The following is a 21,170-nucleotide window of genomic DNA, read 5'->3' as shown; positions in this document are numbered from 1 at the left end:
TCGCACGTGGCATTCTCTGGATTACTTGGGGCGCACGCCCGTACGGGCATTGCGGTCCTGGCGCTTGGAGTCGCCACTGCAGCACTGGCTCAGAGCCAAACGACGGCTTCACCTGAATCTCCGGCACCCGAAGCGTCGGCACCGGGAAAGCGGCCGCTCAACCTTCCTGAAAACCCGCAGCTGTTCGGAACGACTCTTCCGTCGGTCGTGAAAGCGACCGCGCTGGTCAACGGCGACGTGATCACCCAGTCCGACATCGACCAGCGGCTCGCGCTCCTGGCAATCTCCAACGGCGGCGCGATTCCCGCCGACCAGATGGAAGCGCTTCGCCAGCAGGTGCTTCGCAACCTCATCGACGAGACCCTCCAGATCCAGGCGGCGAAGGCCGACAAGATCAAGGTGACGGACGCCGACGTCGACAAGACGGTGGAGCGCGTTGCAGGGCAGAACAACCAGACAGCGGAACAGCTTGCCGCCTTCCTGAAGTCCCACGGCTCGTCGATCCGGTCGATCCGCCGGCAGATCGAGGGCGAAATCGCCTGGACCCGCCTTCAGCAGAAGAGGATCGAAAGCACGGTCAGCGTCGGCGACGACGAGGTGAAGGCGGTTCTCGACAAGCTGAACGCGTCGAAGGGCGCCGACGAATATCGGGTCAGCGAAATCTATATTTCGGCGGCGGGCGATGAGGCCAAGGCAACCGCCACGGCCAACCAGATCCTCGCGCAGATCAAGAACGGAGCATCCTTCGCGGGCTATGCGCGCCAATATTCCGAGGCTTCGACCGCAGCGGTCGGCGGCGACCTGGGCTGGGTCCGCCCGGCGCAGCTTCCGCCGCAGCTCGCCTCCGTCGTCCAGTCGTTGAAGCCGGGCCAGGTCAGCGTGCCGATCGAAGTGCCGGGCGGCGTATCGATCATCGCGCTCCAGGACGCTCGCAAGGTGCTCACGCCCGACCCGCGCAATGCGGTGCTCAGCCTGAAGCAGGTTTCGATCAGCTTCCCCAAGGGTACGACGAGGGACCAGGCGGCTCCGGTCCTGGCGCGCTTCGCAGAGGCTGCGCGGACCATCGGCGGCTGCGGCGGGGCAGACAAGATGGCTGTCGACTTCCACGGAGAGATCGTGTCGAGCGACGACCTGAAGCTTCGCGACCTACCGCCGGCCCTCCAGGACATCATGCTGCCGATGCAGGTCGGCCAGGCGACCCCGCCCTTCGGTTCCGTCGAAGAGGGGGTTCGAACGCTGGTCATCTGCGGCCGCGACGAGGTCGACCCCAGCGCGCCGACCTTCGACCAGGTCTATGCGCAGCTCAACGAGGAGCGGGTGAACGTCCGCGCTCGCCATTACCTGCGCGACCTTCGACGCGATGCGGTGATCGAATTCCGCTAGAGCGGCAATTCGGCTAAGGCGCCGCCGTGTCCAGATCGCCCCTGTCCCCGCTCGCAGTGTCGCTGGGCGATCCTGCGGGAATCGGTCCGGAAGTGATCGCCAAATGCTGGGACAATCGCGACCGGTTCGAGCTGCCGCCTTTCGTCGCCATCGGCGACCCGAGGTCCGTCCGGGCGGTGTGGGACGGCGAGATCGCGACGATCGACGACCCGCGCGAGGCGGATTCGGCCTTCGACGTCGGGCTTCCCCTGATCCAGATTCCATCGCCGGAGGAGGACCGGCCCGGCCATCCGAGCGTCGCCGGCGCGCATTGCTCGCTCGATGCGCTCGAAATCGCCGTCGGCCTGGCACGATCCGGATCGGCTTCCGCGGTAGTCACTGGCCCAGTGTCGAAGGAACAGCTTTACTCGATCGGATTCCGCCATCCGGGCCAGACCGAGTTCGTCGCCGAGCGCTGCGGAATTGCCTCAGCCAATGTCGTCATGATGCTCGCGGGGGCGACTCTGCGGACCGTTCCCGTCACCACACACATCCCGCTTCGCGATGTTCCGGACGAGCTGACCGCAGCACTCATTGAGTCTCGTGGGCGGACAACCCTTCGCGGCCTTCAGCGCAACTTCGGAATTGCCGAGCCGCGCCTGGCGATCACCGGGCTCAACCCGCATGCCGGCGAAGGCGGCTTGCTCGGACAGGCGGAGATCGAGGTCATCGCTCCCGCGATCGCGGCGCTTCGTGCCGAAGGATGGCGAGTGACAGGTCCTCATCCCGCGGACACCTTGTTCCACGAGACAGCTCGGGCGCGCTTCGATGCGGCGCTGTGCATGTATCATGACCAGGCGCTGATCCCGGTGAAGGCGCTTCACTTCACCGACGCCGTCAACATCACGCTCGGGCTTCCGATCGTCCGTACCGCGCCTGACCACGGCACCGCGTTCGACATCGCTGGACAGGACAAGGCCGACCCCAGGCCGATGGCCGCCGCACTGCGGCTGGCGGCCGAATGTGCGGCGAACCGCTCCGCGGCTGCGTGACGAGCGGGCCGGAACCGCTCCGCGACATCATCGCTCGCCACGGACTCCAGGCGAGCAAGGCCCTTGGGCAGAATTTCATCCTCGACCGCCAGCTGCTGGCAAGAATCGCGGCGATCCCCGGCGATATGGACGGCGAGACCGTGCTGGAGGTAGGCCCGGGGCCCGGCGGGCTAACGAGGGCGCTTCTGGAACGCGGCGCCAAGGTTGTCGCGGTTGAGCGCGACCGGCGTTTCGCGCCCGCGCTCGCAGAACTTGCAGCCGAGTTTCCCGGCAAGCTTCGGCTTGTTGAAGGCGATGCGCTACGGGTGGACGAGCAAGAGCTGGTCGGCGGGCACGGGCGCGTGGTCGCGAACCTGCCGTACAATGTCGGGACCGCCCTCCTGCTTCGCTGGCTCACGACGCAATGGCCCCCGTGGTGGCGGTCGCTGACTTTGATGTTCCAGAAGGAAGTGGCCGAGCGGATCGTGGCCCGCGCCGGAAGCGACGCCTACGGCCGGCTGTCGATCATCGCCCAGTGGCGGTCACAGCCGCGGATTGCGATGCAGCTCAGCCGATCGGCCTTCGTGCCCCCACCCAAGGTCGCCTCGGCGGTCGTCCAGATCGAGCCCGGCCAGACGCCGGATGGAGTGAAGCCGGCGATGATCGAGCGCCTGACGGAAGCCGCCTTCGGTCAGCGACGGAAGATGCTTCGGTCATCGCTGAAGAGCGTGCCGGGGGCGCTCGAAGCACTTGATAAACTTGGGATCGACCCGCAGCGGCGGGCGGAAACTCTGGAAGTGGCCGACTTCGTCGCCCTCGCCCACCTGCTGAGCTGAGCTTAGTCCTTCTTCGGCGATTCGGGAGTTTTTGCCGCTGCGACCGTCGGCCCGCGCGAAATCGCGCTCGAGAGCTGCGCCACCTGACGGCAGGTGTTCGAGCAGAGCTTCTGTAGCTTGGCGAGATTTTCCCTGGCGCGCGGTACAGCCCCCAGCTCGACCATCGCTTCGCCCTGGATCTCTATCGCGTCGAGGTCATTGGGCTCGAGCAGAAGCGCCTCGTTGGCGAGCCGAATCGCCTTTCCGAACAGCTTCTGCTGCTTGGCGACGCGGGCGAGATCGACGAACGCGGAGCGGTTGCGCGGATCGACCGCAAGGGCGGTCTCGAGCAGGTCGCCGGCTTCCATCAACCTTCCGGCCACAAGCTCCTTCTCAGCCTGCTGCTGCAGTTCGACCGAACGCGGCAAAATCTGGTTGTCCGGCCGCTGTCCGATGACTGGGCTGGCAAGCGCCGTACCGACAAGGCCCAAGGCCAGAAAACGAAGCGAAACCCGCATGATATTCTCCATAGGTCGGCCAAGTTCCTAGCATGGCTTACCGAGCCGCGCGATGAAAAAGCCGTCCGTCGAGTCGTGGCCGGGGGTCAAGATCCGGCCGCTTCCGTCCAAACGCCCAGCGCCCGGAAGAATATCCTGCACGAGCCAATCTGAACGCCGCCCTAAGAAGGAGCCGACCTGCCGCGCCCCCTCTCGAGAGAAGAGCGAGCATACGGCATAGACGAGCGATCCGCCCGGCGTCACCAGCTCGGCGGCGATGTCGAGGAGGCGGCTTTGGGCGGCGATCAGGCGATCGAGCCGGTCGGCATTGAGGCGCCAGCGGGCGTCCGGGCTTCGTCTCCAGGTCCCACTTCCGGAGCATGGTGCATCGACCAGGACCACGTCGGCGCCCGAGCGCCAGTCGTCGAGCTCCTCGAGTTCGCGCGGCGGGCTCAGCAAGCGAGTCTCGATCGCCGCCGCTGCCCGTTCGGCGCGCGGAAGCAGCTTGCCCAGCCTCGCACGGTTGGAGTCGGTCGCAAGGATTGTCGCGTCCGGCGCGGCGGCCGCGAGAGCCAGCGACTTGCCCCCCGCCCCTGCGCAGAGATCGAGGACTCGCTGGCCAGGCTGCGGGTGGCAGGCGAGCGCGATCAGCTGGCTTCCCTCGTCCTGAACCTCGACCAGACCCTCTAGATAAGGCTGAGAATCATCGATGCGGCTGTCGGAAGGGAGGCGAATCCCCCACGGGCTGAGCGGCGTGGGCTCCGCGCCCGGAAAGACGGCCAGCATGGCTTCGCGGGTCGTGCGCGCCATGTTCGCCCGAAGGTCCAGCGGAGCCCGCTCGATCAGTGCCGGCCATTCCTCGCTGGAGACAAGCGGTGAAAGCTCCGGCTCCAGCCAATGCGGAACGATGGCTCGCGGAGCCGCCGCTTCACCGTCGCGAAGCACGTCCGGCCCACGAGGCTCGCCAAAAAGCTCAAGCAGCTCGGGATCATCATTCGCCAGGCCGACGATCGCAGCCCGCCCGCTTTCCGGCCTTTCGCCGGTCCGCCGGATTGCACGGAACACCAGCTCGCGGACTGCCCGTCGGTCCTTCGACCCCGCATAGCGGCGAATCTTGAAGTAGCGGGTGACGATCGTGTCGGCCGGTGGCCCGTCCTCGGCCGCCGATTGGATGACCTGGTCGAGAACCTCGATCGCAGCCTGAAGGCGTGCCGCGGGGGTCATCGCCTAACGCGTCGGATAGTTTGGCGCCTCGCGGGTGATCGCGACATCGTGGACATGGCTTTCTGACAGGCCGGCGTTGGTGATCCGGACGAACTTCGCGCGCTTCTGCAGGTCGGAAATCGTCGCGGAGCCCGTATAGCCCATAGCCGCTTTCACTCCGCCAACGAGCTGATGAATGATTTCGCTAACGGGGCCCTTGTACGGAACCTGGCCCTCGATTCCTTCGGGAACGAGCTTGAGCTGGTCGGTGATGTCCTGCTGGAAATAGCGGTCGGCGGAGCCGCGGGCCATGGCTCCCACCGACCCCATGCCGCGATAGGATTTGTACGACCGGCCCTGATACAGGAAGGTCTCGCCCGGAGCTTCCTGGGTTCCGGCGAGAAGCGATCCCACCATCACCGTCGATGCGCCCGCGGCCAGCGCCTTGGCGATGTCGCCGCTGGTCCGGATTCCGCCGTCGGCGATGACCGGCACGCCGGACTTACGCGCGGCGGCGGCTGCCGCCATGACTGCAGTCAGCTGCGGAACGCCGACACCCGCGACGATTCGAGTGGTGCAGATCGAGCCCGGGCCGATCCCGACCTTGATCGCGTCGGCGCCCGAATCGATCAGCGCTTTTGCAGCGTCCGCGGTCGCAATGTTGCCGGCGATCACCTGGACCGAGTTGGACAGCGTCTTCACCCTTTCGACCGCGCGACCGACGTCGAGGTTGTGGCCGTGCGCGGTGTCGATGACGATGCAGTCGCAGCCGGCTTCGATCAGCGCCTGCGACCGCTCGAAACCCTTGTCGCCGACAGTCGTCGCAGCAGCCACCCGAAGGCGGCCTTCGGCGTCCTTCGTCGCGAGCGGCGCAGCGACCGCCTTTTCGATGTCCTTGACGGTGATGAGGCCGACGCAGCGATTGTGTTCGTCGACGACCAGAAGCTTCTCGATCCGCCGCTGGTGAAGGATTCGGCGCGCTTCCTCCTGGCTGGTTCCAATCCTGACTGTGGCTAGGTTCTCGCTGGTCATCAGCTCGGAGATCGGCTGCTTCGGATTTTCGGCGAAGCGGACGTCGCGGTTGGTGACGATCCCTACCAGCTTGCCCGACTTCTCGACCACCGGAATGCCGCTGATCCGGTTCGCCTTCATCAGCTCGAGCCCTTCGGCGAGCGTCTGGTCCGGCCGCATCGTGATCGGGTTGACGACCATTCCGCTTTCGAAGCGCTTTACGGCCCGGACGGCCGCCGCCTGCTCCTCGAGCGAAAGGTTGCGGTGAAGGACTCCGATTCCGCCAAGCTGGGCCAGCGCGATCGCCATGTCGGCTTCGGTCACCGTGTCCATCGCCGAGGACAGGATCGGGATGTTGAGCGGGATTTCGCGCGTCAGCTGGGTCCTGGTGTCGGCCTGGCTCGGAAGAACGCTCGATTCGAGGGGTTGGAGCAGGACGTCGTCGAACGTCAGGCCCAGCGGTACGTCTGGAGAGTTATTGGGGTCGGCCATATCGGCCCATGGCAGAGCAGGACCGATTCGCGCAAGGGGGGCACGCCTGACCTCCGCTCAGAGCGACGGCCGGATCGTCTCTATCCAGCGCCTGCCGATCGGCGACAAATCGGGCGGAAGCGAGTCGAGGTCGGCCTCGCACACCCGTTCGACTTCCAGGTTCCACCGGGGACGATAGACAACGTGCCGCACGACGATAACCTGTGCCGTGTCGCGCTTGAAGTCGGTCGATTCATGGAAATCTGCGGCAGGCCGGACTTCGCCATGAGAGATCATCCCTATCTCCTCCCTCAGCTCGCGGAGCGCGGCATCCACCGCCGGCTCATCCTCGCTGCGTCCGCCTCCGGGCAATCCCCAGCCCCGCGCGTAGCGGAGCTTTACGAGAATGATCTTGCCTTCCGCAGTCAGCGCAATGGCATGGGCACCGAAAGTCTTGGGACGGCTGACGAACCACAGCGACTTGCGGAGCGACTGGAGCGCCGTCAGGACGAACCGGAGCGCAACGTCGGAGGCCTTCACGCCCGGTCCAGAAGGCGCTGCGCCGATTCGACGTGCATTCGCTCGATCATCTGGCCTTCGAACCGCTCGGCGCCGCCGCCGAATGCCTCGACCAGGCGCCTCGCCCGGGCAATCTCCTCCTCGCTTGGCGAAAATGCCCGGTTGCATGCGTCGATCTGCCTGGGGTGGATGAGGCTCTTGCCGTCGAAACCCAGGCTGCGGCCATCCGCGCATTCGGCGGTGAGACCCTCGAGGTCGTCGAGGTCGTTGAACACGCCGTCGAAGACCGGAACGGCAGCGGCACGGGCGGCCAGGACGACCGTCTGGAGCGCCATCTGAAGCGGCTGGCGTCCGGCACCCGCTGGCAACCTGAGGTCGGCCGCGAGGTCGTTCGTCCCGGCGATGAGGCCGGCCGTCTCCGGAGCGATATCCGCCGCGGCGAGCACGCCTGCCGCAGTCTCGATCATCGCCAGCAGCGGCTTTGAAAGCGCTCCCGCGACCTCGTGCACGAGATGTGCGGAGGAAGCGCGCGGAAGGACCGCAAACTCCGCCTTCGACCGAGCGACGGAATCCACGTCGAGCGAGTGCCATTCGCTTCCGACCGAGTTCAGTCGGATCGCGACGGGCATCGGCCAGTCACCTGCGACCGCCTCCACGGCCGCCGAGCGGGCGCTGTCCTTTTCCTCCCGCTTCACCGCATCTTCGAGGTCGAGGATGACGAGGTCCGCCGCCGATTCCCGCGCGTGGCCGATGGCCCGGGGGTTCGACGCGGGAAGGAAGAGGACCGACCGGACTCGCTCAAGCCTGCTGCTCACCTCGATTTTCCTTCATTTCCTTCGCCCCAGGAAGCATCATGGCGCGACAGACCAATGGGGACAAACATGCTTACCACCTTCATGGCCGCGATTGCGGTGCTCGCGCTCCTCTTCGTGATGATGAGCGTCAAGATCGTTCACCAGGGCTATCGCTATACGATCGAGCATTTCGGCCGCTTCACACGGATTGCCGAGCCGGGCTTCAACTTCGTCCCGCCATTCTTCTATCGCGTCGGCCGCAGGATCAACGTGATGGAGCAGGTGGTCGACATCCCCGGCCAGGAGATCATCACCAAGGATAATGCGATGGTGGCGGTCGATGGAGTCGTCTTCTTCCAGGTGCTCGACGCTGCAAAGGCGGCCTACGAGGTCAGCGATCTCTATACGGCGATCATGGCGCTTTCGACGACCAACCTCAGGACGGTCATGGGGTCGATGGACCTCGACGAGACCCTGTCGAAGCGCGACGAGATCAACGCGCGGCTACTCGTGGTTGTCGACGAAGCGACCGAAGCGTGGGGAGTGAAGATCACCCGCGTCGAGCTGAAGGACATCCGGCCGCCCGCCGACATCGTCAATGCGATGACCCGGCAGATGAAGGCCGAGCGCGAAAAGCGCGCCGTCATTCTCGAGGCGGAAGGTTCGCGCCAATCGGAAATTCTTCGCGCCGAGGGACAGAAGCAGGCGCAGATACTCGAGGCCGAAGGCAATCGCGAACGCGTGTTCCGGGAAGCGGAAGCTCGCGAGCGCGCCGCCGAGGCCGAAGCCGCCGCCACAAAGGTCGTCAGTGACGCGATCGAGGGCGGCAGCGGCCAGGCGATCAACTATTTCGTCGCCCAGAAATATGTCGAAGCGCTCGGCAAGTTCGCGACCTCCCCAAATGCGAAGACGATCCTGTTCCCGCTCGAAGCGACGCAGTTGATGGGTACGCTTGGCGGGATCGGCGAGCTTGCCAAGGAGGTGTTTGGTGAAGGCAGGTCGACCCCTGCCGCGGCGCCGAAGCCCTCGCAGAAATCGGGCAAAGCTCCGCCCGCCATCCCCGGCGTTCCGCGAGTGGAGGGTTGATGGACTTCGTCAGCAACCTCGATCCGGCCTGGCTGTGGATGATCGGCGGCGTGCTGCTGCTGATCATGGAGTTGATCGCGCCGGGTTTCTTCCTCGTGTTCATTGGCGCCGCCGCGCTCGCCACCGGCTTCTTCGCCGCCTTGTTCGGGCTCGGGCTAGTGCCGCAACTCGCGCTATTCGCGCTCTACAGCATCATCGCGGTCATGGTCGGGCGCAAATTCTACAACGTCAAAGCGACCGAAAGCACCGACCCGTTGCTCAATGACCGTTCAGGCCGGCTGATCGGGAAGTCGGTCGTCGCAGTCTCGGCCATCGACGAGCATTCGGGCCGGGTGCGGGTTGCCGACAGCGAGTGGAGTGCACGTGGCGGGCCTGCCGAAGCCGGGGACCGGGTGCGAATCACCGGGGTTGAAGGAAACTGCCTGATCGTCGAGGCTGAGCGCCGCCTGTCCTGAATTTCCGCCGGAGCACTGCCTTGGATCACAGCCCGCTTACCCGTCGCCAAACCCTTGCCGCACTCGCCTCCACGGCGGCGATGCCCTTCCTCTCGGCCTGCGCACGGACCGTTGGCGCGGCGCCATTGGCCCCGCCACCGACCGTAGCTCCGCCGCCGGCCACGACTGACGCGACCGCAAAGGCTTTACTCGACTCAGTCGCGGAGAACCTGCTCCGGCTGTCTCCGGAAAGCGCAACAGGGCTTGGAATCGACACCGGGGCGCGGGCTCCGCTGCGTTACCAGCTGGGCGACCGATCCGCGCAAGGGCAGCAACGCCTTGCATCCGTCCTCGCTGCCGACTTCAACCGGGCTGAAGCGCTCGACGCGTCGGCACTGTCTTACCCGGTGCGGACCAGCATCGAGGTGGTGCGGAGCGCTTACAAGACCGCGCTCGAAGGACTGGCTTTCCCGTACGGCGATGTCGCCGTCGGCGGCTGGCGCAACACCCCCTACGTCGTGATCCAGAACGTCGGCGCATGGCTCGACACGCCGCAACTGCTCGAAAACGACCAGCCGATCGAAACTGCAGCTGACGCCGAGGCCTATCTCTCGCGTCTTTCAAGCTTCGCCAAGCAGCTCGACGGCGAGCTTGGCCGACTCCAGTCCGCGCGGGCGATGGGGCTCGTGCCTCCCAGCTTCCTTTTGGACAAGGCCCTGCCCCCGCTTCGCCAGTCGGCGGCCAAGGCGCGGACCGGCGGGACGCTCGTGCAGACGCTGGTGGAGAAAACGAAGGCCAAAGGCATCGCCGGCGACTGGGAGGCGCGCGCCCGTGCAATCGCCGCCAATGAAGTCGCACCAGCCCTGGAGCGGCAGGCTGCGGAGTTGGAGCTGGAGCGTGCCAGCGCGACCGACCAGGCGGGCATGTGGGCGCGGCCGATGGGCGATGAATATTATCGCTGGGCGCTCAAGGCCTCGACCACCACGACGATGAGCCCGGACGAAATCCACCAGATGGGGATCGACCAGCTCAAGGGCCTGCACGGGCAGATGGATTCGATCCTGAAGCAGGTCGGCTACACTCAGGGCACGGTCGGCGAACGGATGCAGGCGCTGGCCAAGGATCCGAAATACAAATTCTCCGAAGGCGACAAGGGCCGAGCGGAGATCGTCGCCTTCATCAACGAGAGGCTGGCCTGGATCAATTCCCAGCTTCCGCGCGCCTTCAACACGCTCGTCCATCCGAACATGGAAGTGAAGCGGATGTCGCCGGAGCAGGAGCCCGGCGCTCCCGCAGCCTATGGCGGCGCCGGCTCCATCGACGGCAAGATCCCGGGACGGTTCTGGATCAACCTTCGAACCACCGACCTGCACAGCAAGTACAGCCTCGGCGATCTCACCATGCATGAGTCGATCCCGGGCCACATCTGGCAGGGCGAATATACGCACAACGAGCCGCTGATCCGGCAGATGCTCGCCTTCAATGCATATTCCGAAGGCTGGGCGCTCTACGCCGAACAGCTTGCGGACGAGCTGGGAGCCTACGACGGCAACCCCGTGGCGCGCCTCGGCTATTTGCAGTCGATCGCCTTCCGAGCGGTCAGGCTGGTGGTCGACACCGGGCTCCATGCCAAAAGGTGGACCCGGCAGCAGGGCGTCGATTATTTCGTCAACGTCAATGGCTCCAACCCACTCGAAGTGGCGAGCGAGGTGGACCGCTATTGCGCCTGGCCGGGCCAGGCCTGCGGCTACAAGGTCGGTCACACCACGATCAACCAGCTGCGTGAGCAGGCGAAGGCGGCGCTCGGGCCGAGATACGACCTGAAGGCGTTCGACGACGCGGTGGTGCTCGGCGGCAACGTGCCGATGGACGTGCTGAGGCTGAATATCGCCGACTATATCGCCCGGACGAAATCGGCTTAGCGGCGGTATTCCTCCCTCGGGAATGCCCGGCCGCGTTTTACGGTGAGGACCACGCTTCGAAAGTTGCGCACGTTCTCGAGCGGGTTCTTCGCAAGCACCGCAAAGTTGGCGAGCTTGCCCGCCTCGATCGTCCCCATCTCCTTCTCCTGACCCGCGGCTTTTGCTCCGTTGAAGGTCGCCGCCTGAAGCACGGCCATCGTGGGAAGGCCGGCGGCGTCGTGAAGAAGCTCGAGCTCGTCGAACAGCGCCGGCAACGGGTCGTCTCGCGGAGAATCCGCGTCGGTGCCTGCCGAGATCGTCACCCCCGAGCGATAGGCCTGATTGGTCAGTTTGCCGGCCAGGGCGACGGTGCACAGCGGCCGCTTGCCCTGCTCCTTCGCCGCCGCCTCGACCTCGCGGTAGACGTGCACTGTAGCGTCGAGGACGGTCCCCCGCCTGGCCATGTCGGCGAAGAGCTTCGCCAAGACCGGATTGTCATGCTGGAAAAGCGCCGCGTCGATCGGGAAGCGGTGCTGGTAGGAATCCGGCCGCCGCTCTATCGCCTGGTAGGCGAGGTAACAGCTGTGCGAGACCGTATCGACGTCCGCGTCTACGACCTCGAACGGAGTGGCAGGGAACACCATCCCGTGCGCCCATACCTGCATCCCTTGCCGGTGGGCTTCGCCAGTGATCTTCGCGACCAGGTCGCCGGGAAGGTTGGCGTAGATCTTCACCGCCGTCGCGAAGGTTCCTTTTGCGCGGGCGACGGCCAGCGGCATGTCCACCTTGCCGTCTATCGCCTGCTCCCACGGCACTTTGCCCGCGACCGCGCCGTGAGCGATGGCTTGCGTCCGCGGGTCCACGAAGAAGCTCGGCCCCGCCATCAGCGCCGCGTAATAGATATCCGGCGATGGGATCTCACCCACCTGCGCCTGCCTCGTGATGTCGGCGATCTGGCGGAGGTCGTCGGCCATATCGCGAGTCGCGGTGATGCCGCTGTAAATGTCGCGCTTTAGCCGCGCTTCGGCCTCCGGCCTGTCCGGCGGCGTCGCAAGGTGCTGGTGCGTGTCGATCAGCCCCGGAATCAGATACTGGCCGGTCAGGTCGACCTGCTTCGCCCCGGTCATCTGGGCCGCGCTCAGCGCACTATCGGGCAGGACGGCGGCAATCCGCTCGCCATCGGCGATCACCGCCATGTCCCGCTTCAGCGGAGTACCGGTGCCGTCGATTAGGGAGACGTGGCGATAGATCGTGCGGTCGCCCTGGGCCGCGGGCTCGAAGGGAGCAGCGCCGATCAGCGCGAAGGCAGCGGCAAGCGCGAGGATTCGGCTGCTGATCAACTCGGCTCGACGATCCGGATGCCAAGCTCGCGGAGGTGCCGCGCAGGCACTTCGGCCGGCGCGTTCATCATCAGGTCCTCGGCCTTCTGGTTCATCGGGAAGAGCACGACCTCGCGGATGTTGGGCTCGCCGGCGATGAGCATCACGATCCGGTCGATACCGGGTGCCGAGCCTCCGTGCGGAGGAGCACCGAACTTGAAGGCGTTGATCATGCCCGAGAAGTCGCGGTCGACCTCCTCGCGGGTGTAGCCGGCGATCTCAAAGGCCTTGTACATGATGTCCGGCCGGTGGTTCCGGATGGCTCCGGACGACAGCTCAACGCCGTTGCAGACGATGTCATATTGCCATGCGAGGATGTCGAGCGGGTCCTTCGTCTCGAGAGCTTCCAGCCCGCCCTGAGGCATCGAGAAGGGGTTGTGCGAGAAGTCGACCTTCTTCGTCTCATCGTCATATTCGTACATCGGGAAATCGACGATCCAGCAGAAGCGGAACGCGCCCTTCTCGATAAGGTCCAGCTGCTCGCCGACACGGGTCCGCGCCGCTCCGGCAAGCTTGGCGGCTTCGGCTTCCTTGCCCGCGGCGAAGAAGATTCCATCGTCGGGGCCGAGGCCCATCTCGTCGGCAAGCTTGTCCATGCCCTTGGCGCCGTGGTTCTTGGCAATCGGGCCGCCCCATTCGCCGGCCTTGCGCGTCGCATAACCGAGGCCGGCATAGCCTTCGCCCCGCGCCCATTCGTTCATGTCGTCGAAGAACTTCCGGCTCTTGTCGGCCGTGTTGGGAGCAGCGACCGCGCGGACGACTCCTCCGCCTTCCACGATCTTGGCGAACAGGCCGAAGCCGGAGCCTTGGAAGTGGCTTCCGACGTCGTGGATCAACAGCGGGTTGCGAAGGTCGGGCTTGTCGGTGCCGTATTTGAGGATCGCTTCGCGGAAGGGGATTCGCGGGAATTCGCCAGCGGGAGTGACGGTTCTGCCCTCAGCAAACTCCTGGAAGACGCCGGAAAGCACGGGCTCGAGCGCGGCGAAGACGTCATCCTGGGTGACGAAGCTCATCTCCAGGTCCAGCTGGTAGAATTCGCCCGGGCTTCGGTCGGCTCGCGCGTCTTCATCGCGGAAGCAGGGCGCGATCTGGAAATAACGGTCGAAGCCGGCGACCATGATCAGCTGCTTGAACATCTGCGGCGCCTGCGGGAGCGCGTAGAACTTGCCCGGGTGGACTCGGCTCGGCACCAGATAATCGCGGGCGCCCTCGGGCGAGCTGGCCGTCAGGATCGGGGTCTGGAATTCCATGAACCCCTGCTCGATCATCCGCCGCCTGATCGAGGCAATCACGGCCGAGCGGAGCATGATGTTGCGGTGCATCTGCTCGCGCCGAAGGTCGAGGTAGCGGTACTTGAGTCGGATCTCCTCGGGATAATCCGCCTCGGTCGAAACAGGCATCGGAAGCTCTTCGGCGTTCGACTGGACCTCGACCTCGCGAGCCGCGACTTCGATTTCTCCGGTCGGGAGCTTCGGGTTCACGACTTCGGGAGCGCGGGCGACAACTTGGCCGGTCACGGTGATGACCGACTCGAGCTTGAGCGAATCGAGCAGTTTTTGGACCGGATTGTCCTGGTCGGCGACGATCTGGGTGAGCCCATAATGGTCGCGAAGGTCAATAAAAAGGACCCCGCCATGATCGCGCTTGCGATGGATCCAGCCGGACAGGCGCACCGTTTGACCGACGTCGGAGGCGCGCAATTCTGCGCAGCTATGGGTGCGGTAGGCGTGCATAATCGCTTCAGGTTCCGAGTTCGCTGGACTGGCGGGAAATTCGCCGGAGCGCTTCGCCATTCACCCGCCACTTTGTCAAGGCGTCAGCCCGCGCTATGGCGCGGCCAATCCCAATGAAGATTCATCCTTTAATCAGCACCACCGATGCGCTTTCCGAGTTGGTCGAGCGCCTGTCCAAGCATCCATTCGTCGCCGTGGACACCGAGTTCATGCGCGAAAACAGCTATTGGCCGGACTTGTGCCTCATCCAGATCGCCAGCGTCGACGAAGCTGCGGCGATCGATCCCAAGGCCGAGGGAATCGACCTCCAGCCCTTGCTCAGCCTCCTCGTCGACAACGAGGACGTGCTGAAAGTCTTCCACGCCGGAAGCCAGGACCTCGAGATCGTCTACAACCTCACCGGCAAGATGCCGCGCGCGCTGTTCGACACCCAGATCGCAGCGATGGCGCTGGGGCACGGGGAACAGGTCGGTTATTCGAACCTCATCGAGTCGATGCTCGGCCACAGCCTCGACAAGGGTGCGAGGTTCACAGACTGGAGCAGGCGCCCGCTCGACAAGCGGCAGATCGATTATGCGATCGCCGACGTCACGCATCTCGCCAAGATTTTCCCGCGCCTCCTCGACAAGCTGAAGAAGACTGGCCGCGGCGCATGGCTGGACGAGGAAATGGCGCGGCTGGCGGACCCGTCGAGCTTCGCTTTCGAGGCGGAGGACGCATGGAAGCGCCTGCGCCTTCCCAGCCGCAACCCGGCGATGCTCGGGCGTCTCAAGGCACTCGCCGCGTGGCGCGAGACCGAGGCGCGGACCAAGAACATCCCGCGCGGGCGGATCGTCAAGGACGATACTTTGGTGGAGCTTGCCGCCCATCCGCCCAAGACTCAGGACGACCTCGCCAAGGTCCGCGGCCTGTCAGCCGGCTGGAAGAGCAATGACATTGGCGCGCGCCTGATGGGTGCCCTCAGGGATTCGAAGCCCCTCGAGCCCGAGGAGCTTCCATCGCGCGAGCCGCGGCGTCCAGGACTGACCAAGGACGGAGCCTTGGTCAGCGACCTGTTGAAGCTGCTCTTGAAGATCCGTGCCAAGGAGGCCGGAGTAGCTCCGAAGCTGATCGCGCGGAGCGACGACCTCGAAGCGCTCGCCGCCGGAGTGCGCGAGGATTTGAACATCTTGAAGGGCTGGCGGTTTGAAGAGTTCGGGCGCGACGCTCTTGCGCTGGTCGAAGGGCGGCTCGCGTTCGCGATCGAGAACGGCAAGCTGAAGATGAGCAGGCTTGCCGAGGAGGTTGAGGCATGATCGGCAGGATAGCGATTGCAGTAGCGGGGAACCTGGTTCTTGCCGCCTGCTCGACGCAGGCCGCTCCGCCCCCGCCCGCCGACACGACGCCCGTTCACGGAGTGACGCCAGGGCACAACTGCGACAATTCGAACATCCAGCAGTTCGTCGGACGCCAGCGGAGCGCCGACCTTGAAGCCGAAATGCTGAGGGTGTCGAACGCCGCCTTCGTCCGGTGGGCGCCGTTCGGAACGATGGTGACGATGGAGTTTCGCGCGGACCGGCTGACCGTGTTCCTCGACGCCAACGACCGGGTCGAGCGGATCAGCTGCAGCTAATCAGCTAGGAATCGATCATCCCCGCATCGATGAGCGCCCGCCGGATCGTCGGAAGGCTGACCCGCGCGCGCTCGGCGATTGCGAAGCGGTCGACAGCCTCGACCGCCCGCTCGACGGTAAAATAGTCGCGGTGAAGCCGTTCGCTCATGAAGCGAAGCGCCTCGCGTGGAATGTGGAGTCCGCGGTCGGCAAAATGAAGCTCGATGAGCGCCTGGAATAGCAAGTCGTCGGGCTCCGCTATCCTCGCCACCGGAGTAACGGCGATCCGGGTGCGAAGGTCGGGCAGCGCAATCTCCCACTCGGGCGGCACTCGATCGACGATCATCACCAACGGGTGGCCGCTCTCCTGGGCCGCATTCCAGGCGTGGAACAGCTCCTCCTCCTCGGCCATATCGGCGCGGTCTATCACCCGGCCTCCGACGCGCTCGACGAAGTTTCTCGCGAGCAGGCTTCGCCCCGATCGCCTGGGACCGGTCAGCAGCGTCGCCTTTACGGGCCATAGGCTCCATTTGCGGAAATGCTCGAAGGCGTCGCGGTTGGAATCGCTGACGATCAGCCGTGACTCGCCCTGGCTCTGCGGCCAGTCGAGAGGGAGCGCGATCTGCTCCCTTTTTCCGTTCATTCGGCCGTGCCCCGGGGCTGCGCTTCGGTTGCCGAGGCTGTGACCTTGTTCTCGTTCGTAGCGCCAGGCGGAGTTGCGGCGGGCGCAGGCTGCTGAGGCGCGGGCGTCGGGGTCGCCGGAGCCGGACGCGGGACGTACATCTTCAGCTGGCTCCCGGCCACATCCGCTCCCCAGCCACGTGACGTGAGAATCGAACGCAAGGTGCTCAGGTCGCCCCGATAGGTGATGAAGAAGTAGCTGGTATCGCCGAGCGCGATATTGACCTGCTCGACCTTGTCCACTCCAGGCACAGCGCGCAGATGTGCGAGGGCCGAATTGTAGGTGACCGCGTTCGGCGCAAGCAGGCCGATCTGATAGCGCGTCGGCGCGTGCTGCGCCTGCTGCTCTTCCTCCTCGGGCGGAGGCGGCGGCGGAGGCGGAAGGTTAAGGCTCGGGTCGCGAGTCAGGGCACCGGATTGGTAGGCGGCGAGGTACAGCTGATCCATTCGCCGGACGCCCTCGTTCATCATGGCCGCCAGTTCGGCGCTGTTTGCAGCGGTGAGGTCGAATCCGCCGACAATCTCCCCGTCGGGCCCGTGCCTGCCGATGAAACGCGCCTTCGCAGGTCCGCCCGGATAGGCACGGTGGACCATCACCTCTGCTATGAGGATGTCGGAGGCTCCGTACATGTCGAGGATGTTCCGCCACCACGTTCGTCCCGGGCGCGCAGCCTGCGCCGCGTTGACCAGCAGCGGGTCGACTCCGAGGCCGCTCAGGCGGACATAATCGATCGCGCTTTGCGATGTCCGGAACTCCGCCCAGGCGCGCTGCCACGGATTGCGAAGCTCGAGGCTCGTCTCCGTGCCGGCGGTGACCATGATCGGGATCAGGATCATCGGCTGCGATCGCTTGGTGATTCCCTCCACTCCGAGCAACTGGCCGGCGCGGGCGCGATCGAACAGGACGCCGAGATCGGCGATGTAGCGATTAGGCCCGATCTGCTCGCGGCGGACGATGATGGAGCTGACCATGTCGTCGAGCGTCGAATCGGAGACCGACGGCGCCTGCGAGGCCGGCAAGCCATGGCTCTTCGCCCACAACATCTTGAACCCTTCGCGCTGCGCGATGCGCCAGCCGCCGAGGCGGGCCGATTGCGCGTCCTTGGCTCCCACATCGACGTGAATTCCGTCGACCTCGAGCGTCCCGGAGCTGTCGAGCGGGAGGATTCCCCGCTCGCCGGCCTCCATTTGCGCGTAGACCGCCCCGCCGATGGCGAAGCAAAGAAGCGCGACAAAAGCAGCGAGGACCCAGGGACGGCGAAGCATTCACGGCGCTTTTGGCGACAACGGCGTGGAAATCCAAGCCGCTTGTGGCTACGCGCCGAGCCGATGTCCCAAAAGCCGCTGACCTATGCCGACGCAGGCGTATCGATCGAAGCCGGAAATGCCCTCGTCAAGGCGATCGGGCCGCTTGCCCGTTCGACCGCACGGCCCGGCGCCGGCGCGGAGCTCGGCGGCTTCGGCGGATTGTTCGACCTCAAGGCCGCGGGCTTCGCCGATCCGGTTCTCGTCGCAGCCAACGACGGAGTCGGGACCAAGCTCAAGCTCGCGATCGACCTCAACCGGCACGAGGGCGTGGGAATCGACCTCGTAGCGATGTGCGCCAACGACCTCATCGTCCAGGGCGCCGAGCCTTTGTTCTTCCTCGATTATTTCGCGACCGGCGCTCTCGACGCGCAAGTCGCTCAAGCCGTCGTCGCCTCTATCGCTGACGGGTGCCGCCAAGCCGGGTGCGCGCTGATCGGCGGCGAGACGGCCGAGATGCCAGGAATGTATGGTCCTGGCGATTATGACCTGGCGGGTTTCTGCGTCGGCGCTGCAGAGCGGGGGCAATTGCTGGATGGCAGCCGTGTCGCTGCCGGCGACGTGATCGTGGGGATCGCCAGCTCCGGCGTGCACAGCAACGGCTTCTCGCTGGTTCGCCGAATTGCTGCCGACCGCTCATGGGATCTCAAGGCGGAAGCGCCCTTCCTCCCCGGCGTGAGCCTTGGCGAAGCCTTGATCGAACCGACGCGAATCTATGTGAAGGCGCTGCTTCCGCTTGTTCGCGAAGGCAAAATTCATGCGCTCGCTCACATCACGGGCGGCGGACTTCTGGAGAACGTGCCGCGCGTTCTGCCGGAAGGCTCCAGGGCCGTAATCGACGCCGGCAGGTGGGAGTTTCCACCCCTGTTCGCCTTGCTTCAGGAGGGCGGCTCCATCGTAGCGGAGGAACTGGCGCGCACGTTCAATTGCGGAATCGGGATGGTCGCCATCTGCGCTGCGGGAGACGCCGACGCAGTCATCGCCGGCCTCGAGTCGAGCGGTGAAAGCCCGTACGTGATCGGCACGATCGAAAGCGGGAACCGCGGCTGCACGGTCTCGGGCGCCGCTGGAACCTGGGGGTCCGCTGACGAATGGACGGCCAGCCACGATGCGTGATCCGCACCGGGTCGCCATTTTGATCTCCGGCCGCGGGAGCAACATGAAAGCCCTGGTCGAGCAGGCGCGAAACTATGAGGTGGTCCTTGTCGCTTCGAACAAGCCGCTCGCTGCCGGCCTCGCCTGGGCTCGGGAGCAGGCGATCCCCACCTGGACATGGGACAGCCGCGGCGTCGAAAAAGCGGCGTGGGAATCGGCGCTCGACCAGTCGCTGGAGGACCATCGCGTGGGAACTATCGCGCTGGCGGGGTTCATGCGGATCCTGTCGAGCGAGTTCACTCGCAGATGGGCCGGACGGATTCTCAACATCCACCCCTCACTGCTTCCAAAGTACCGGGGACTTGAGACCCACAAGCGCGCGATCGAGGCCGGCGACAAGATAAGCGGCTGCAGCGTCCACCTTGTGACCGAAGAGCTCGATTCGGGCGATGTTCTCGCGCAGGCTGAAGTGCCCATCCACCAAGGTGACACCGAAGCGAGTCTCGAGGCGCGAGTCCTTGAGGCGGAGCACGATCTTTACCCGAAAGCGTTGGCGGAGTTCGTTGAGCGATGACCGATCCGCTCTCAAACGTGCGCGAAGCGGCGCTCGATCTTCCGGAGAGCGAAGAGCGGTTGTCGCACGGCCAGCCGACGTTCTTCGTTGCTGGCAAGCAATTCGCTCAGTTCAGGCACAACCACCACAACGACCACAAGACGGTGGTTTGCGTGCGGGTCAGCGGCCTCGACGAGCAGGCGATGCTTCTGGAGGCAGATCCGGACACGTATTCGAAGCCAGCCTATCTGCCGAGCTGGCTCTCGATCAATCTTTCCGGAGAAGGCGTCGACTGGGCGCATGTCGCCGACAGGATCGCGGCGAGCTGGGAGCTTGCGGCGCCGCGCCGCTTGCTGGAAGCTGGCGGGCGATGAGCGAGAACAGCGAACAGGAAAAGGCGCGGCGAGCTCGGCTTCGCTGGATCAACCTTGGCGAAGCGATCGCCATCGCTGCGCTGGTCGTTTCCGGCCTCGGACTGTGGCACGAGTGGCGAAAGGACGAGACGCCGTCGGGCCCCGCCACGGTCGTCGAAAAGCGCGAGGCAATCCCACTGACGCTGCGCGCGAAAGCATTGGATGACGGCCGCGCTCTCGAAATTGCACCGATCGAAAACAGTCACGCTCTTCAGTCACTTACCGTGAGGATTGAAGGCGCAGAGCCAATCGAGATCGGAAGCGACGGCCAGCTCGATGCGGGTGCCGTGGAAGCCGCGCTTCCGGATAGAAGCAGGGCCTCGAAAGGACGCCAGTCAATGCCCGCGCGGATCGAGACCCGCTACGTTGAGATGGGCAAGGACAAGACCGTGAGCGGCACTTACCGCCTTACCTATCGCTGGGAAGGCGGCGGCCTGTTCGGCGGCCGGTCGCTTCGGCTGGTGAGCCTCAGCCGCTAACCGACAATCGCCGGCTGACGACCGTACCCCGGTCTAACCGACGATTTCCTCGGGTTTGAAGAAGAACTCGATCTCGATCTTAGCATTGTCTTCGCTGTCCGAGCCGTGGACCGAATTGGCCTCGATCGATTCGGCATAGGCCTTGCGGATCGTTCCCTCGGCAGCTTCGGCCGGGTTGGTGGCGCCCATCACGTCGCGATTGCGCTTCACCGCATCCTCGCCCTCGAGCACCTGAACGACCACCGGCCCGGAGGTCATGAAGCTGCACAGGTCGTTGTAGAAAGGACGCTCCTTGTGGACGGCGTAGAAACCCTCCGCCTGCCCGCGGCTCATCCGGATTCGCTTGGAAGCGACCACCCGAAGCCCGGCTTCCTCAAGCATCTTGGTAACCGCACCGGTGAGGTTGCGGCGGGTGGCGTCGGGCTTGATGATCGAAAAGGTGCGCGTAACGGCCATGGCCGGGCGTCTCCTGAGCAAAACGGTTGGAATTGGTGGGCCGCCTACCCTCCGGCAGCGCCCGCGGCAAGAGCGCGTACGGCTGTTGGAAACCATCGCCCGGAAACGCGTTGAATGGATTGCACCAAAGTGGGGGAACGCTTCACATGGTCCTGTACCGGCTGTGTTTCATCAATCCCAGGACGGCGCAGATCGACCGCGAGCGGGAGATCGAGGCGAACGACGACGTCGACGCAATCCACATCGCCGCGCAGTCCGACCACCGCCCGCTGACCTTGTGGTGCGGCGATCGAAAGGTGCGGACTTTCCAGCCACGTTTGGCACAGGTGAACGCCTGAAAGCTTGAGCGCCGCCTCGACTT

23 protein-coding genes are annotated in these 21,170 nt (G+C 65.1%); 13 read left to right on the top strand and 10 right to left on the bottom strand.

From position 1 onward, the window contains the following. Positions 1–6: 6 nt before the first annotated feature. Genes LZ519_RS00785 through rsmA form a run of 3 tightly spaced genes read left to right on the top strand, consistent with a single transcriptional unit; the run spans position 7 to position 3,229 of the window. A complete protein-coding gene (locus tag LZ519_RS00785; RefSeq protein ID WP_249866848.1) occupies positions 7–1,383 on the top strand; it encodes a peptidylprolyl isomerase in 1,377 nt (458 codons plus the stop codon). A gap of 26 nt (positions 1,384–1,409) precedes the next feature. Then, on the top strand, positions 1,410–2,414 hold the full coding sequence (gene pdxA, locus LZ519_RS00780; RefSeq protein ID WP_249866847.1) for a 4-hydroxythreonine-4-phosphate dehydrogenase PdxA: 1,005 nt from the start codon (positions 1,410–1,412) through the stop codon (positions 2,412–2,414). Beyond that, the gene (gene rsmA, locus LZ519_RS00775; RefSeq protein ID WP_249866846.1) at positions 2,384–3,229 is read left to right on the top strand and encodes a 16S rRNA (adenine(1518)-N(6)/adenine(1519)-N(6))-dimethyltransferase RsmA; all 846 of its coding nucleotides are present in this window, start codon (positions 2,384–2,386) and stop codon (positions 3,227–3,229) included. Before pdxA ends, rsmA begins: the two co-directional genes overlap by 31 nt. Before the next feature lie 2 nt (positions 3,230–3,231). On the opposite strand, the gene LZ519_RS00770 is transcribed toward rsmA, so the two are convergent. Genes LZ519_RS00770 through LZ519_RS00750 form a run of 5 tightly spaced genes read right to left on the bottom strand, consistent with a single transcriptional unit; the run spans position 3,232 to position 7,724 of the window. Then, positions 3,232–3,726, bottom strand: a complete 495-nt coding sequence (locus LZ519_RS00770; RefSeq protein WP_249866845.1) for a tetratricopeptide repeat protein — start codon at positions 3,724–3,726, stop codon at positions 3,232–3,234. Between the two features lie 27 nt (positions 3,727–3,753). Next, entirely contained in the window at positions 3,754–4,929 is a 1,176-nt protein-coding gene (locus tag LZ519_RS00765; protein WP_249866844.1) for an RsmB/NOP family class I SAM-dependent RNA methyltransferase, read from the bottom strand. 3 nt (positions 4,930–4,932) lie between these two features. Beyond that, positions 4,933–6,411 carry an IMP dehydrogenase gene (gene guaB, locus LZ519_RS00760; protein ID WP_249866843.1) on the bottom strand — a complete coding sequence of 493 codons (1,479 nt, stop codon included), beginning with the start codon at positions 6,409–6,411 and terminating at the stop codon, positions 4,933–4,935. 57 nt (positions 6,412–6,468) lie between these two features. Then, positions 6,469–6,930, bottom strand: coding sequence for an NUDIX domain-containing protein (locus tag LZ519_RS00755; RefSeq protein WP_249866842.1), 462 nt, complete (start codon positions 6,928–6,930; stop codon positions 6,469–6,471). Then, the gene (locus tag LZ519_RS00750) at positions 6,927–7,724 is read right to left on the bottom strand and encodes an HpcH/HpaI aldolase/citrate lyase family protein (protein WP_249866841.1); all 798 of its coding nucleotides are present in this window, start codon (positions 7,722–7,724) and stop codon (positions 6,927–6,929) included. The genes LZ519_RS00755 and LZ519_RS00750 overlap by 4 nt, the downstream gene beginning before the upstream one ends. 66 nt (positions 7,725–7,790) lie before the next feature. Between LZ519_RS00750 and LZ519_RS00745 the strand changes: the two genes are divergently transcribed. The 3 genes from LZ519_RS00745 (at position 7,791) to LZ519_RS00735 (ending at position 11,145) form a co-directional block, all read left to right on the top strand. Then, on the top strand, positions 7,791–8,789 hold the full coding sequence (locus LZ519_RS00745) for an SPFH domain-containing protein (RefSeq protein WP_249866840.1): 999 nt from the start codon (positions 7,791–7,793) through the stop codon (positions 8,787–8,789). Next, positions 8,789–9,244 carry an NfeD family protein gene (locus LZ519_RS00740; protein WP_249866839.1) on the top strand — a complete coding sequence of 152 codons (456 nt, stop codon included), beginning with the start codon at positions 8,789–8,791 and terminating at the stop codon, positions 9,242–9,244. The genes LZ519_RS00745 and LZ519_RS00740 overlap by 1 nt, the downstream gene beginning before the upstream one ends. Positions 9,245–9,369: 125 nt before the next feature. Continuing rightward, entirely contained in the window at positions 9,370–11,145 is a 1,776-nt protein-coding gene (locus LZ519_RS00735; RefSeq protein ID WP_348539368.1) for a DUF885 domain-containing protein, read from the top strand. Here the strand turns inward: LZ519_RS00735 and LZ519_RS00730 are convergent. Continuing rightward, positions 11,142–12,464, bottom strand: a complete 1,323-nt coding sequence (locus tag LZ519_RS00730; RefSeq protein WP_249866838.1) for an amidohydrolase family protein — start codon at positions 12,462–12,464, stop codon at positions 11,142–11,144. The two genes, LZ519_RS00735 and LZ519_RS00730, sit on opposite strands and share 4 nt — an antisense overlap. Further along, positions 12,461–14,236 carry an aspartate--tRNA ligase gene (aspS, locus tag LZ519_RS00725; RefSeq protein ID WP_249868818.1) on the bottom strand — a complete coding sequence of 592 codons (1,776 nt, stop codon included), beginning with the start codon at positions 14,234–14,236 and terminating at the stop codon, positions 12,461–12,463. Before aspS ends, LZ519_RS00730 begins: the two co-directional genes overlap by 4 nt. A gap of 113 nt (positions 14,237–14,349) precedes the next feature. Here aspS and rnd point away from each other — a divergent pair, with 113 nt between their 5' ends. After that, positions 14,350–15,531 carry a ribonuclease D gene (gene rnd, locus LZ519_RS00720; protein WP_249866837.1) on the top strand — a complete coding sequence of 394 codons (1,182 nt, stop codon included), beginning with the start codon at positions 14,350–14,352 and terminating at the stop codon, positions 15,529–15,531. Beyond that, positions 15,528–15,848, top strand: a complete 321-nt coding sequence (locus tag LZ519_RS00715; protein ID WP_249866836.1) for an I78 family peptidase inhibitor — start codon at positions 15,528–15,530, stop codon at positions 15,846–15,848. Before rnd ends, LZ519_RS00715 begins: the two co-directional genes overlap by 4 nt. Before the next feature lie 4 nt (positions 15,849–15,852). Here the strand turns inward: LZ519_RS00715 and LZ519_RS00710 are convergent, their stop codons facing one another. Together LZ519_RS00710 and LZ519_RS00705 are read right to left on the bottom strand one after the other, a co-directional pair. Beyond that, positions 15,853–16,470: an HdaA/DnaA family protein gene (locus LZ519_RS00710; RefSeq protein ID WP_249866835.1), complete on the bottom strand. Its 618-nt coding sequence runs from the start codon at positions 16,468–16,470 to the stop codon at positions 15,853–15,855. Then, positions 16,467–17,774 carry a heavy-metal-associated domain-containing protein gene (locus LZ519_RS00705; protein WP_249866834.1) on the bottom strand — a complete coding sequence of 436 codons (1,308 nt, stop codon included), beginning with the start codon at positions 17,772–17,774 and terminating at the stop codon, positions 16,467–16,469. Before LZ519_RS00705 ends, LZ519_RS00710 begins: the two co-directional genes overlap by 4 nt. A 63-nt stretch (positions 17,775–17,837) precedes the next feature. Here LZ519_RS00705 and purM point away from each other — a divergent pair, with 63 nt between their 5' ends. Genes purM through LZ519_RS00685 form a run of 4 tightly spaced genes read left to right on the top strand, consistent with a single transcriptional unit; the run spans position 17,838 to position 20,353 of the window. Continuing rightward, a complete protein-coding gene (purM, locus tag LZ519_RS00700; RefSeq protein WP_249866833.1) occupies positions 17,838–18,929 on the top strand; it encodes a phosphoribosylformylglycinamidine cyclo-ligase in 1,092 nt (363 codons plus the stop codon). Then, positions 18,922–19,482 (top strand): phosphoribosylglycinamide formyltransferase, encoded by a 561-nt coding sequence (gene purN / locus LZ519_RS00695; RefSeq protein ID WP_249866832.1) that lies wholly within the window; start codon positions 18,922–18,924, stop codon positions 19,480–19,482. The genes purM and purN overlap by 8 nt, the downstream gene beginning before the upstream one ends. Continuing rightward, the gene (locus LZ519_RS00690) at positions 19,479–19,835 is read left to right on the top strand and encodes an MmcQ/YjbR family DNA-binding protein (RefSeq protein ID WP_249866831.1); all 357 of its coding nucleotides are present in this window, start codon (positions 19,479–19,481) and stop codon (positions 19,833–19,835) included. Before purN ends, LZ519_RS00690 begins: the two co-directional genes overlap by 4 nt. Beyond that, positions 19,832–20,353, top strand: a complete 522-nt coding sequence (locus LZ519_RS00685) for a hypothetical protein (RefSeq protein WP_249866830.1) — start codon at positions 19,832–19,834, stop codon at positions 20,351–20,353. The genes LZ519_RS00690 and LZ519_RS00685 overlap by 4 nt, the downstream gene beginning before the upstream one ends. A 33-nt stretch (positions 20,354–20,386) precedes the next feature. Here the strand turns inward: LZ519_RS00685 and ndk are convergent, their stop codons facing one another. Beyond that, positions 20,387–20,809: a nucleoside-diphosphate kinase gene (gene ndk / locus LZ519_RS00680; protein ID WP_249866829.1), complete on the bottom strand. Its 423-nt coding sequence runs from the start codon at positions 20,807–20,809 to the stop codon at positions 20,387–20,389. A 146-nt stretch (positions 20,810–20,955) separates the two neighbouring features. Between ndk and LZ519_RS00675 the strand changes: the two genes are divergently transcribed. After that, complete coding sequence (locus LZ519_RS00675) at positions 20,956–21,147, top strand: hypothetical protein (protein ID WP_249866828.1); 192 nt, start codon at positions 20,956–20,958, stop codon at positions 21,145–21,147. Positions 21,148–21,170 lie beyond the last annotated feature (23 nt).

The organism is Sphingomonas anseongensis (genome assembly GCF_023516495.1).
Classification (GTDB): Bacteria; Pseudomonadota; Alphaproteobacteria; order Sphingomonadales; family Sphingomonadaceae; genus Sphingomicrobium; species Sphingomicrobium anseongensis.
Note: the sequence above shows the minus strand (reverse complement) of the source record. Positions and strands in the feature narration are given on the sequence as shown.